11 protein-coding genes and 1 tRNA gene are annotated in these 12,804 nt (G+C 69.2%); 1 reads left to right on the plus strand and 11 read right to left on the minus strand.

Features of this window, described 5'->3' with window-relative positions; translation table 11 throughout:
- Positions 1 to 79 precede the first annotated feature (79 nt).
- Together VM889_06645 and VM889_06650 are read right to left on the minus strand one after the other, a co-directional pair.
- A complete protein-coding gene (locus VM889_06645) occupies positions 80 to 1,063 on the minus strand; it encodes a hypothetical protein (protein HVL48216.1) in 984 nt (327 codons plus the stop codon).
- Positions 1,064 to 1,107: 44 nt separating this feature from the next.
- A complete protein-coding gene (locus VM889_06650) occupies positions 1,108 to 1,473 on the minus strand; it encodes a hypothetical protein (GenBank protein ID HVL48217.1) in 366 nt (121 codons plus the stop codon).
- 660 nt (positions 1,474 to 2,133) lie between these two features.
- On the opposite strand from VM889_06650, the gene VM889_06655 reads away from it, so the two are divergent.
- Positions 2,134 to 2,808, plus strand: a complete 675-nt coding sequence (locus VM889_06655; protein HVL48218.1) for a hypothetical protein — start codon at positions 2,134 to 2,136, stop codon at positions 2,806 to 2,808.
- Positions 2,809 to 2,958: 150 nt separating this feature from the next.
- Here VM889_06655 and VM889_06660 read toward each other — a convergent pair whose 3' ends face one another.
- The 9 genes from VM889_06660 to VM889_06700 form a co-directional block, all read right to left on the minus strand.
- Positions 2,959 to 3,420, minus strand: a complete 462-nt coding sequence (locus tag VM889_06660; GenBank protein ID HVL48219.1) for a hypothetical protein — start codon at positions 3,418 to 3,420, stop codon at positions 2,959 to 2,961.
- 95 nt (positions 3,421 to 3,515) lie between these two features.
- Positions 3,516 to 4,697: an acetylornithine transaminase gene (locus VM889_06665; GenBank protein HVL48220.1), complete on the minus strand. Its 1,182-nt coding sequence runs from the start codon at positions 4,695 to 4,697 to the stop codon at positions 3,516 to 3,518.
- Position 4,698: 1 nt separating this feature from the next.
- Positions 4,699 to 5,511 (minus strand): acetylglutamate kinase, encoded by an 813-nt coding sequence (gene argB, locus VM889_06670; protein HVL48221.1) that lies wholly within the window; start codon positions 5,509 to 5,511, stop codon positions 4,699 to 4,701.
- Positions 5,512 to 5,516: 5 nt separating this feature from the next.
- The gene (argJ, locus tag VM889_06675; GenBank protein HVL48222.1) at positions 5,517 to 6,743 is read right to left on the minus strand and encodes a bifunctional glutamate N-acetyltransferase/amino-acid acetyltransferase ArgJ; all 1,227 of its coding nucleotides are present in this window, start codon (positions 6,741 to 6,743) and stop codon (positions 5,517 to 5,519) included.
- Positions 6,740 to 7,765, minus strand: coding sequence for an N-acetyl-gamma-glutamyl-phosphate reductase (argC, locus tag VM889_06680; GenBank protein ID HVL48223.1), 1,026 nt, complete (start codon positions 7,763 to 7,765; stop codon positions 6,740 to 6,742). The genes argJ and argC overlap by 4 nt, the downstream gene beginning before the upstream one ends.
- Before the next feature lie 99 nt (positions 7,766 to 7,864).
- Positions 7,865 to 9,382 carry an aldehyde dehydrogenase family protein gene (locus VM889_06685; GenBank protein HVL48224.1) on the minus strand — a complete coding sequence of 506 codons (1,518 nt, stop codon included), beginning with the start codon at positions 9,380 to 9,382 and terminating at the stop codon, positions 7,865 to 7,867.
- Between the two features lie 113 nt (positions 9,383 to 9,495).
- Complete coding sequence (locus tag VM889_06690) at positions 9,496 to 10,893, minus strand: metallophosphoesterase family protein (GenBank protein HVL48225.1); 1,398 nt, start codon at positions 10,891 to 10,893, stop codon at positions 9,496 to 9,498.
- Between the two features lie 38 nt (positions 10,894 to 10,931).
- On the minus strand, positions 10,932 to 12,497 hold the full coding sequence (locus tag VM889_06695) for a hypothetical protein (GenBank protein HVL48226.1): 1,566 nt from the start codon (positions 12,495 to 12,497) through the stop codon (positions 10,932 to 10,934).
- Positions 12,498 to 12,690: 193 nt separating this feature from the next.
- Positions 12,691 to 12,773 (minus strand) — tRNA-Ser (locus VM889_06700).
- Positions 12,774 to 12,804 lie beyond the last annotated feature (31 nt).

Raw genomic sequence — 12,804 nt, forward strand, 5'->3', positions numbered from 1 at the left:
TCCCCTCGCAACGGTCCGCCGTCGGGGTCGTGGGCCGGCGATCGCGCGGGATCCCCCAATGCGCTCCGTGGGTGTGTTGTCAGTAAGTGATGCCGGGCGGGAGCGGCGCGTCGACCCAATCGGCGATCACAGGGATGTCCGAAACGTACTGGAGCGTGCCGTAGTGGCGCAGCGAGTATGTGCCGGGAGGGCCCACGAACGCCTGGGCCAAACCGGGTTGATTCCGGGCGCATGGCGCCGACGGGATCCGGCCGATGTAGTTGACGATGAGGTTGCAGTCGAAGTGGGATCGCCCTTGGGGATCCACGAATTCGCGAAGGCCGATGTTGGTGTTGATGAGGCCGCCCTGATCGATGTCGGGGAAATGGCCATAGAACCCCTGCTGGATCGGGATCGAGAGGGAGCCCCCGACCGCCAACCCTTGGCCGGCCCAGAAGAGTGCTCCCCCTCCCACGTCGGCAACAGTGCCGTCGAGGTCAAGCGAACGGATGACGCCGGCGTTTGTCGTCGTGTAATTCCAGAGGAATTGCTCGGTACCATTCCCGATGTCGAGGCCCGACCAGCCGTTTTCGCCTTGGCGGCCGACCGATATCGTCACGAGAACGAATTCCGCGCCGTTTTTCCATGGTCCGAAAATGGTATGGCCACCCCACCCGCATTGCGAGCCGTGGTACGTGGTTCGCCGTTCTCCCACGGAAAGCGCTACCGTGTCGAGGACGGAAACTCGTGCGTAGCCGTGCTCGCCATAGAAATTGGCGCCGAAGTTCATGCCGTCGGTCAGGCCCACGAGTTTTCCGTTTTCGACGAGATAGAGTGTGCTTGAGATCACTGAGGTGGGTTTCGAGGAATCGCGCTCGCCGTGGAAATCCCAACTGGCAGAATTTCCTGTCGTGCGAAAATGAGTCACGAAGGCGCCACCGTCCGGCGGCAACTGGTCCACAGAAACGAGCGACCCTTGCCGCGGGCAGTTGTCATACGTGTCGGTAGCATGGGCCATTGGAAACAGACCCATCCAGGCAGGCGCTGTCAAAGCCAATAGCGCGAGGACTACCTTGATAGGCACACGACGACGGTGTTCTCGCACGGGCTTGAATGTTCCCATGCCCCTCACCCGGGACACGGGCCCGCAGCTCCCGCTCCATTTTGGACGATGTACGGCTCGCTCTCCTTCCGGATCGAGCCCCATTCCAAGACATCAAGATCGTTGTGAATGGGCTGGATGAGGAGGTAATCGACTTGTTGGGTGTACGTGCGCGTGCAGGCTGCGCCGGGTGGGATTTCATGCCACTCGTAGTATGGCATCGTTTGGTATGGGTAGAACGCGCCAGCGACGAGCATGCCGGGGATGTCGACCGGTGGCACGTTGGTCCCCGAGCGGTGGCAAACGGCGCCGCCAACCATCATGGCCGTGGTGCCTTGATGGCATCGGATGAAGGAGTAGGGCCCCGCGTAGTTCACGAGCGTGGCTTGCATGAGCTGGCGCACTAGGCAATAGTTTTGGAGGCAATTCGTTCCTGGCTGAAGTGTCATTGGGTCAACCTGGGTGGTCCGCCCAATGTCAATGTGGAGGTAGCATTTCCCGCCTTCCTCCCGTCCCGGCTCGATGCAGTCTGGATACAGGAGTTCGTACTCGTGCCGAACCCACCCCTCGGGCGGCGGGAGCGGCTCGCTGCTGCAATCGAGGCGGACGGTCGTGAGGCACCGTTCGTTGCAGGGTGTGGTCGCCGATCCTCCTGTGGGGTGCCAGCATCCGTCCATGCCCCATGGGCCTCCGTTCAGGCAGGCGTATCCCGCGAGCACGTAGGCGTTCGGGGCGTCGCCATAGGCGCAAGCTCGGCCCATCGTGGGGCTTCCTTCGACTTGGACGCAGCCGCCTCCCTTTGGGGTGTGCGCGGCGACCGTCATGCCGGAAGCGCCGAGGGCGGCTGAGGCTGAGCCGTCTGCGATGGGGAGGGTCCCGTCACAAGGGTCTGCCGTCGCGGACGACGGTAACTCCGCGAGCGCTCCGAAGAGGATCGGGAGGGCCACGAATGACCTCCTCGGGCCGGTGAATCCCACCGGCCCGGCCGTGGCAGGCCGGACTCGGATGTCCCAAACCGAACCTTGATGCCGGGAAACCGGGTTCGCCCGTCCATGGCCCGGGCCAAGAAGAAGGCGGCCGGCGAGGTCTCGACCGCCTCCGCGGTCCGGGACTACATCGATGCGCACCCGTCCGTGAAGGACTGCCTCCGGATGGGGATCATCAACCTGAGCGCGCTCGCGCGGCAGATCATGGAGGAGAAGGGCCTCAAGAGCGAGGAGGCCGCGCTCGTCGCCTGCCGCCGGTACGAGCTGGACCCGAAGGCGAAGGTGAACGAGGAGGCGATCCTCCTGGTGCTTCGCCGCTCCAAGCTTGAGATCCGCACGAAGGTCTCCATCCTCACGATGCGCCCGAGCTGGCACATCTACTCGAAGCTCGAGAAGGCCATGAGCGCGATGCGCGGCCGCAACCACCCGCTCCACGTCATCCAGGGCACGGGATCCGTGACGGTCATCACGGACGGCTCCGTGAGCGGGGAGATCCGGCAGATCCTGGGCGAGGAGGAGATGCTCAAGGAGCAGAAGAACCTCGTCGAGCTCATCGTCACGAGCCCCGACGTCATCGAGGACGTGCCCGGCATCATGGCCTACCTCTCCACGAGCCTCTCCTCGAAGGGCATCAACTTCATCGAGGTCATCAGCGTCTACAAGGACACCATGTTCGTGATCGAGGAGCGCGACATGATGGCGAGCTTCGACACGCTGAACCGCATCGTGAGCGGGGCGTGAGGACGGGCCACGTGGTCTGACCCCCTGTACCGCGGCGTCGGGACACGTGGTCTGACCACCTGTACCGCGGCGTCGGGACACGTGGTCTGACCACCTGTACCGAAGCGCCGGCACACGTGGTCTGACCACCTGGCCCATGACCGCCGCGGCCTACGCCGCGGGCGGGACCGGCTTCATGAACGTGGCCTTGACCTCGCCGAACGTGCCGCCCGCGACGTTGAGGTCCTCGTCGAAGTAGCTCGCGAAGACGAAGACGAGGACGTTCTCGCCCTCCTTGACCGCGGCCTTGAGCGTCACCGAGTTGATGCCGCCCGCCTCGATGTCGCCATCCGAGCTCGTGCAGTTGCGCGCTGAGGCCGGGTTCGCGACGTTCTTGTTGATGCAGATCGTGAAGTACGTGTCGACGAACAGGTCGTCCGTGACGTTCACGATGACTGCGATCGCGTCGTGCGGGGCGACGAAGTTCGCCGATTGGGCGGCGGCCGTGACGAAGGGGTTGCTCTGCCCGATCGCGGGGCCGTAGTCGTCCGTGAGCGTGGTCTCCCGGGTCGTCTCGCCGAAGGCGAAGGGCGCGATCAGGAGCAGGCTCACGAGGACCAGGTGGATCTTCATTCGGAAGGCCTCCCGAAGGGTCGAGGTGTTCCGGACGTATGAAGGCCTTGCCGAAACCCTATGCGCCCCTCGGGGCGGAGCCGCCGAGGTCCTCGTCACGCGGAGGCCTTCGCGGCCCGCGCGAGGATGGCGACCGCCTCCTCGACGTCGCCGCGCTTCGCGACGAGCGGCGGCGCGAGGCGGATCACGTGGTCGCCGATCGCGCCCACGAGGAGGCCCTCGCGCTCGCAGGTCACCTTCACGGCCTTCGCGATGGGCGAGGCGAACTGGACCCCGACGAGGAGGCCGTGCCCGCGCACCTCGCGCGCGGCGGACCCGAGCGCCTCGCGGAGGCGCCGCTGGAGGAGCGCGCCCATCTCGGCCGCGTTTTCAACGAGGTCCTCCCCGTCGATGACGTCGAGCGTCGCAAGCGCTGCGGCGGACGAGAGCGGGTTCCCGCCGAAGGTGCAGCCGTGGTCGCCGGGCGCGATCACGCGCGCGACCTCGTCCGTCGCGAGGACGACGCCGATGGGAACCCCGGACCCGAGGCCCTTCGCGAGCGTCACGATGTCCGGCCGGATGCCGTAGATCTCCGAGGCGAGGAACTTCCCGGTCCTGCCGACGCCCGTCTGCACCTCGTCCGCGACGAGAAGCGCGTCGTGCTCGCGGCACAAGCGTTCGGCGGCCTCCGCGTAGGCCTGGGTCGCGGGGACGACGCCGCCTTCGCCCTGGACGAGCTCGATGAAGAGCGCCGCGACGGGACCCTTCGCGAAGACCTCCTCCAGCTCCGCGACGTCGTTGTACGGGACGTGCTGGATCTCGGGAAGGAGCGGACCGAAGTCCTTCTGGTACTTCGGCTGGCCCGTGAGCGTCACGGTGGAGAGGCTCCGGCCGTGGAACGAGTTCTGGCACGTGAGCACGCGGTAGCCGGACCCGCGCTTGACCGCGGCGCGGCGGCGCGCGAGCTTGAGCGCGAAATCGTTCGCCTCGCCGCCCGAGTTGCAGAAGAAGACCTTCCCGTAGCCCGTGGCGTCCACGAGACGCTCCGCGAGCCGGAGGTTCTCCTCCGTCGCGTAGAGGTTGCTCGTGTGCAGGAGGCGCGAGGCCTGCTTCGCGATGGCCGAGGCGACCTTCGGGTGCGCGTGGCCCGTCGAGCTCACGGCCAGGCCTGCGAGGAAGTCGAGGTACGTCTTCCCGTCCGCGTCGTTCACGCGCACGCCCTTCCCCTCCGCGAGGATGAGGGAGGGCGCCCCGTAGTTCGGCATCATGACCTTCGACCAGCGCGCGGCGACGTCCATCTCAGGCCTCCAGGGTCGTGCCGACGGATTCGCCCGCGAAGAGGCGCGCGAGCGCGGCGGGGTCCGAACCGTTCACGACGTGGACGCGCTTCACGCCCGAGTCGAGGGCCGCGAGGGCGTTCTCGATCTTCGGGATCATGCCGCCCGTCGCGACCCCGTCCGCGATGAGTTTGCGGGCCGCGGCGGCCGAGAGGGTCGGCGCGATCGCGCCCGTCGCGTCGCGGACGCCGTCGACGTCCGTCGCGAGGACGAGGTGGCGCGCGCCCATCGCGGCGGCGACCGCGGAGGCGGCCTCGTCCGCGTTGCAGTTCAGCGCGCCGCCCTCCGGCGTGACCGCGATCGGCGCGACGACCGGCGTGAGGCCGTTGAAGGCGAAGTGGCGCAAAACCTCGGCGTCGACGCGCGCAACGGAGCCCACGAGGCCGAGCTCGGGATCCTTCACCGCGCCCGCGAGGAGATTCCCGTCGCGGCCCGTGAGGCCGACCGCGGGCGCCCCCGCGCGGGTGAGCGCGTGGGCGAGGTCCTTGCCGAGGCGCGTGAGCACCGTCTCGACGACCTCGAGCGTGCGCGCGTCCGTGACGCGCAAACCGCGCGCGAATGTGGGCTTCACGCCCTCGCGCTCGAGCGCGGCGGTGATCTGCGCCCCGCCGCCGTGGACGACGACGAGGCGCACGTCGGAGGCGACGAGGGTCGCAAGCGCCTCCGCAAGTCGCGCGCGGCCCTCGGCGGTCTCGAGGGGGCGGCCCCCGAGCTTGACGACGGCGATACCCTTCATGCGGCCCTTCTCCTCCGGGACGACGATCTTCGTGCTCATGGCGATCACGTCGTGTAGCTCGCGTTGATCTTTACGTAGTCGTACGAGAGGTCGCACCCCCACGCGGTCGCGTGGTGGGCGCCGTCGTGGAGGTCGAGGATGAAGATGACGTGGTCCTTCGTGATGAGTCGGCGGAGCTCCTCGGCGTCGACCGTGTCGCTTGCCGCGCCCTCGTGCACGACGCGCGCGCGGCCCGACGGGTTGCCCATCCACAGCTCGACCCTCGAGGGGTCGAAGGCCGCGCCCGAGTACCCGAGGGCGGCGAGGACGCGGCCCCAGTTGGGATCCCGGCCGAAGACCGCGCTCTTCACGAGGCTCGATCCGATGACGCTCTTTGCGGCCTTGCGGGCGTCCTCGAGCGTGCGCGCGTTCTGGACGCGGCATTCGATGAGCGTGGTCGCGCCCTCGCCGTCGCGCGCGATCTTCACCGCGAGGCTTTGGCAGGCGAGCGTGAGCGCGTCCACGAAGGCGTCGTAGGCGGGCCCCGAGGGGCCGATCTCCGCGAGGCCCGAGGCGCCGGTCGCGAGGATCGCGACCATGTCGTTCGTGGACGTGTCGCCGTCGACGCTGATCATGTTGAACGTCTCGTCCACGGCCGCGCGAAGCGCCTGGTCGAGGGCCGCGGGCGAGACCTTCGCGTCGGTCGCGAGGAAGCCGAGCATGGTCGCCATGTTCGGGTGGATCATGCCGGAGCCCTTCGCGATGCCGCCGACCCGGACGGTCGCGCCGCCGATCTCGACCTCGACGAGGACCTCTTTCGGAACGAGGTCCGTCGTCATGATCGCCTCGGCGGCCTCGCCCGGGGCGGCCTTGTCGAGCTCGTGCGCGAGCTTGCGCAGGCCCGGCACGAGAAGGTCCATGGGGAGGAAGCGGCCGATGACGCCGGTCGAGGCGACGATGACCTCGTCGGCGGCGACGCCGAGCTCCTTCGCGACGGCCGCGCACGTCGTCTCCGCGTCGCGCTCGCCCTGCTCGCCCGTGACCGCGTTCGCGCAGCCCGAGTTGCAGACGATGGTGCGCGCCCGGCCGTCCGCGACGTGGCGCCGGCTCACGACGAGCGGCGCGGCGACGACGGCGTTCCGCGTGAACACGGCGGCGGCGGTCGTGCTGGGCTCCGTGCTGTGGACGATCGCGATGTCGCGACGCTTCTTCTTGATGCCCGCGTGGCCGCCCGCGGCCTTGATGCCGCGCACGTCCACGATGCCGCCGGGCGCGACGACGGGCTCGCTCACGGGCCCACCCCCGCGGTGAAGAGGCCTTCGGTCTCGGGGAGGCCGAACATGATGTTCATGTTCTGGATCGCCTGGCCCGACCCGCCCTTGACGAGGTTGTCGATCGCCGCGACGGCGACGACCGTGCGGCCGTTCGCGTAGGCGCGCACGTCCGCGAAGTTTGTGCCTCGGACGTGGCGCGTGTCCGGGTCGTGCTTCACGACGCGCACGAAGGGCTCGGCCTCGTAGAACTTGGCGTAGCGCGCCGCGAGGTCCGCGGGCGGCCCGCCCGCGACGGGGCGGAGGTACGCGGTCGCGACGATGCCGCGGTTCATCGGGACGATGTGGGGCGTGAACACGACGTCCACGGCGGCCCCGCCCCACGCGGCAAGCGTTTGGGCGATCTCGGGCTGGTGGCGGTGGTCGCCGACCTTGTATGGCCGCATCGACTCGTTCATCTCGGGGAAGTGGAGCTGCGCGGTCGGCTCGCGGCCCGCGCCCGAGACGCCGGACTTCGCGTCGATCACGATCGCGGGCTCGACCGCGCCCGCGGCGACGAGGGGGGCGACCGCGAGCGCGCTGGCGGTCGGGTAGCAGCCCGGATTCGCGACGAGCCTCGCGTCGCGGATCGAACGGCGGTTCAGCTCGGGAAGCCCATAGACGGTCTTCGCGCGGATGTCGTCCGCCGGGGCTTCGCCGTACCAGCGCTGCGCGGATTCGGCTTGCGCGAGGCGGTGATCGCCCGAAAGGTCGACGACGCGGTTGCCCTGCTGAAGCAGGGCCGGGGCGAGCGCGCGGGCGACGCCGTGCGGGGTCGCGAGGAAGACGACGTCCACGTCCGCGAAGGCCTCCGGGGCGAGCGGGACGAGGGGAAGATCGAGGATCCGCTCGAATTCGGGGAGGACCTCGGCGAGCCCCTTTCCGGCCTGCTTGGAGGAGGCGAGGACGGAGACTTCGGCGCGCGGGTGGCGCGCGAGGATTCTGAGCAGCTCGGACCCGAGGTAACCGGTGGCGCCGACGAGGCCGACGCGGACGTGACCCATCGCGCTCGCATGGTGTCCTCTCGCACTTGAGCGTATGGTCGGAAGCGCGGCAGGGGGAGGGCGCGGGTGTCCGGATCCGGACACCCGCGTCCGGTCGACCTAGAACCCGTAGGGTGTCGAGGCCGGCGGGAGGTTGACGACGATGGTCTGCTGCCGCGTCATCTCCTCGATGGAGGCGCCGATGCCTTCGCGGCCGACGCCGGACTTCTTGTTGCCGCCGAACGGGAAGTGGCCGACGCCGTGCGCAGGGGCTCCATTGATCGTGACCTCGCCGTCCTCGAGACGCTTCGCGATGCCGAAAGCCTTGTAGAGGTCGTTCGTGAACACGGAGGCGTCGAGGCCGTACTCGCTCATGTTGGCGATGCGGATCATCTCGGGGATGCCTTCGACGCGGAGGATCGGGATCACGGGGCCGAAGCTCTCCTCCCACGCGACCCGCATGTCGAGGGTCACGTGGTCGAGGACCGTCGGCTCGTAGAACTGCCCGCGGAACGTGCCGCCCGCAAGGAGCTTCGCGCCCTTGGCGGTCGCGTCGTGGACGAGCGCGTCCACCGTCTTCACGGCCTCCGGCGTGATGAGGGGCCCGATCTGGGTCGCGGGGTCGCGCAGGTCGCCGATCTTGTATTTCGCGACCTCGGCGAGGAGCTTGGGCACGAACGCGTCCGCAACGCCGGCATCGACGAGGATGCGGTCCACGGCGTCGCAGCGCTGGCCGCTGAAGCGAAGGGCGCCGCGCACGCTCTCGCGCGCGGCAAGATCGAGGTTCGCGTCCGCGAGCACGAGCGAGGCGCCCTTGCCGCCGAGCTCGAGGTGGAGCTTCTTCATGCCCGCGACGCGCGCGATGTGCTCGCCGACCGGCGTCGAGCCCGTGAATGTCACCATGTCGATCTTCGGGCTCGACGCGAGCGTGTCGCCGACCTCGCGGCCGCGGCCCGTCACGATGTTGAGCGCGCCTTTCGGAACGCCAGCCTGCTCGAGCACGCGCGCGAGCATGAGGAGGACGATCGGGTCCTCGCTCGACGGCTTGACGACGACGCTGTTGCCCGAGACGAGCGCGGGCACGATCTTCGCCGTTGCGATGAAGAGCGGATAGTTGAACGGGGTGATCGCCGCGACGACGCCGCGGGGCTCGCGGCGGACGACCGCGAACTTGCCGACCGTGTCCTTGACCCAGTCGCCGGGGATGTACTCGCCGTGCATCGCGCGGGCCTCCTCCATCGTGAGCGCCATGCGCTCGAAGGAGGCGTGCACCTCGCCCTTCGCGACCGCGATGGGCTTCCCGGCTTCCCGGACGATCATCTCGATGAAGCGGTCCTTCTCGCTTTCGAGAAGGTGGCGCGCGCGCTCGAGGATCTCGATGCGCTCGATCGCGGGAATCTTCCGGATCGCCTTCTTCGCCGCGTGGGCGGCGTCGATCGCGCGCTCGACCTCCTCGACGCTGAGTCGCGGAACGTAGCCGATGACGTCGCCCGTCGCGGGCTCGGTCACCTCGAAGTACGTTCCCTTGACGGGATCGCGCCATTCGCCGTCGATGAGGACGCGGTAGCGCGGATGGCGTTCGTCGCCGTGATTCAGGATGGGTCCGAGGTCGAGCATCGTTCGGGTCTCCCCGTTCACCTCCTCTCCGCCTCCGATATGAAGCGCGCGCCGGAGTCTCCTCTGGGGATAACCGGAAAAGGATAAACCCTGGACGCAACGGAGCGTCGTGACGGGCGGGCGAGCGGACGCTCTCACGCGCGGCGGCGCGCGGCGGCCGCCGCGAGCGTCGCCACGACAATGCCCGCAAGGAGGGCCGGCCCGGGCGTCGCCTTCGGGGTGGGCGTCGCGTCGGGCGTCGGCGACGCGGCGCCGTCGGGCGCGAGGCCCGATCCGCCGGAGGCGTCCTTGACGAGCGTGAAGCGGTCCTTTACCTCGCCCGCAAGCGTGTGGAACTCGCCCACGAGCGTGTCGTTGTCGAAGGACATGAGGAGCAGGCCGAAGTCCTCCTCGTTGCGCGCCGCCTCCCATTCGGGGGGCGTGTCGCTCTTGAACTTGTAGTGCGAGATGCCGCCCGTGCCGGCCGTGACGTAGGTCGTGCCGACCGCGGAGACGGTGGTGCCGACGAGCGGTTTCGTCCGCTCGTACACGTGGTCGTGTCCCTGCACCACGACGTCGACCTTGTATTCGTCGTAGAGCGGCGCCCAGAGGTTGCGGACCGCGATGTTCGACCCGTGCCGCGCGTCGCTCCAGATCGGATAGTGGTGGAATACGACGACCCAGCGCACCGTCGCGTCCGCGCGCGCGGCCTTGAGGGTCGATTCGAGGAACCCGCGCTGCTCCGGGTTGGGGCCGGTCTGGCAGCGCGTCGGGAGCGAGCCGGGGAGCCGGTCCTCCACGGGCGTCATGACGCACGCGTGCTCCGTGTCGAGGCTCACGAACACCGCATTCGCGTAGCGGAAGGCGTACCAGCGCTCGCCGGGCTTCGACGGCATCGCGAGGCGCGCGTCGTACTGGTGGAAGCCCTGGCCCGGCTCGCGCTCGTGGTTCCCGACCGCGGTCATGTAAGGGACGCCCGAGGCGTAGGGCTGCATCATGCGGAAGTAGGCGTCCCACACGGAGGGCTCGCCGTTCGAGTAGGAGAGGTCGCCGGCCGCGATGTGGAAGTCCGGCGTGAGGTTCATCGCGAGCGCGACGTTCTCCCCGGGCGCCTTCTTCGTCCCCGTGACGGCCGCGGGATCCGTCGTCCCGTGGTCGCCCCAGGCCGCGACGACGAACGGGGCGTCGCCGATGGGCGCGGTCGTGAAGGTGAACGCCTCGCTCGTTTGGCCCGTCACGACGCGATACGTGTAGGTGGTTGCGGGCGTGAGGCCGGAGAGCGTCGCGCGGTAGGCGACGTGCGTCGCGCCGGGAAGCGGAATCGGCGTCGCGGCCTCGGCCTTCGAGCCGAAGCCCGCGTCGACGCCGTACTCGACGCGCGCGCCGCCCGGGGCGACCACGGGGCCGACCCACGCGACCGTGACGCTCGTCGCGGCGTCCGCGCCATAGGCAAGGTGGATCTGCTCAGGGCCGCCGCCCAGCTGCGCCTGGGCGGGGGGCGCAAGGAGCGCGGCGAGCGCGAGGAGGGCGAGGATCGGGATCGCGCGGTGCATGCCCGCGCGAACCCCGACCGGGGCCAAGAACCTTCCCGTCACGCGTCCACGCCGAGCGCGGCGAGGGCGCCCGGAACGACGCCCGCGCCGGCGGGGGCGCGCGGCGGCGCCACCGTCCAACCGAGCGTCTCGGCGAAGAGCGAGCCGCGAACGTCGGTCTGGGCGGAGACCCGGACGAAGGGCGAGGACGGGCTCTGCGCGACCCGGACCTCGACGTCGTCCGTGAGCGACCGGGCGGGGCCGAGGTCGAGGACGACCTTCCACGTGCCGGGGGCGTGGCCGGCCGTATTCAACTCCCACGCGCCCCCTCCCCGGTTCGCCGGGATCGCGTTGCCCGCGCCGTCGAGGAGCTTGACCTCATCGCGATTGGCTCCGCAGAGCGCAAGGCAGGTCGGGACGCGGTATCGGACGGCGAGGTTCGCAGGGATCGCTCCGACCGGGAACTCGAACGTCGCCTTCACGCCGAGCGGGTTCGCGGGCGTCGAGAAGACCTTCTCGTAGCTCGCCTCGACGCCGCGGCTCGCGCTCATGAAGTCGTCGCCGCGGCTCTCGATCGCGGCCTCGACGTGGTGCATCGCGACGTCCGCGAAGGCGACCGTTGCCTCCGGACCGCGGGCCCCGATCGGGGCGCCGTTGAGCCGCCACGCGACCTCGACACCGTCGGGAATCGGCGCGCCGTCGCCCAGCGTGACCTTGTAGCGTCCCTCGGTCCCCTCGGCGAGGTTCACGGCGTCGGGCCCCGACACGGCGAGGCCGTGGCGCAGCACCGCGACCTCGGCCGGGGAGAGGGGGTCGAGGCGGTGGTCCACGAGCGTCATCGAGTGGCGCAGATTGATCGCGAAGCCGTCGCGGATCGACAGATCCATCGAGAACACGACCTCGAGGAGGCCGTGGACGGCGGGCGCGTACCAATAGTCGAGCGCGAAATGGGCGCGCTCGAGGCCCTCCTCCTGCGCCTTCCGGTATTCCGCCTCGTCGAGCGCGACCGAGCCGCGGATGTGGTAGGCCTCGACCATCGAGCCCTTGAACGACCGGAAGTCGCGGTCGAGCACGGTGAACGTCACCACGACCTTCTCGTCGGGCGCGTCATATGTCCAGCTCTTGCCCGCGTGGAGCGGGAAGCGGTAGAGCGGAAGCTCCTCCGCCTCGACGTTCGTCGCTTTCCCATCCGTCGCCGACATGCGCTTCACGACGATCGGGTTCAGGTCCGCGCGCGTGATGTCGCTTTCGTGCGTGTAGCCATTGGAGCGCGTCCACAACCGGTACGTAGGGATCCCGGCGACTTCCGCGGCCGTGTCGATGACGCGGAGCGTCATCGCGCCCTTCTCGTCGATGGGTTGCTCCACCCAGGTCGTCGAGGCAGACATGATGGCCGGCGGCGAGCCGGGCTCCATGGTCATGTCCATCGGCATCTCGACGCGCGGAACGCGCATGAGGCCCTCCGTGCGGGTTTCGTAGTCCCACCGCTCCCCCATCTCGAGCGTGGGGACGCCGGCGTAGAATCCGTATTGGGCGCCGAGGACGGTGCCAGGAAGCAGCATGAGCCCAGCAAGGAGGATGACGTTTCCTTTCGAGCCCAGGAAGGCCTTCAGGTTGGCGAGCACGGGTTCAAGCCTCGGGCCTTCGAGGGTCCCGGGGGCGGATAAGGTTTGTTGGGGGGATCGCCCACTCGCGGTCATCGCGTGCGCCTCCGGCGGCTGAGCGCGGCGATGGAGACGCCTGTCCGCAGGCACGAAGAGGGCGGGTGAGCGCAGGGAGGAAGATGCGCGCCCGCAGGCGCGCAAGAGGGCGGGTCAGCGCAGGGAGGGAGATTTGAACTCCCGAGGGCGAGGCCCACTGGTTTTCGAGACCAGCGCCTTACCGAGCTAGGCTACCCCTGCAGACATTGCCCTTGAAGGGGGCGTCCCGTAC

The sequence above is a fragment of the Candidatus Thermoplasmatota archaeon genome (genome assembly GCA_035540375.1).
Classification (GTDB): domain Archaea; phylum Thermoplasmatota; class SW-10-69-26; order JACQPN01; family JAJPHT01; genus DATLGO01.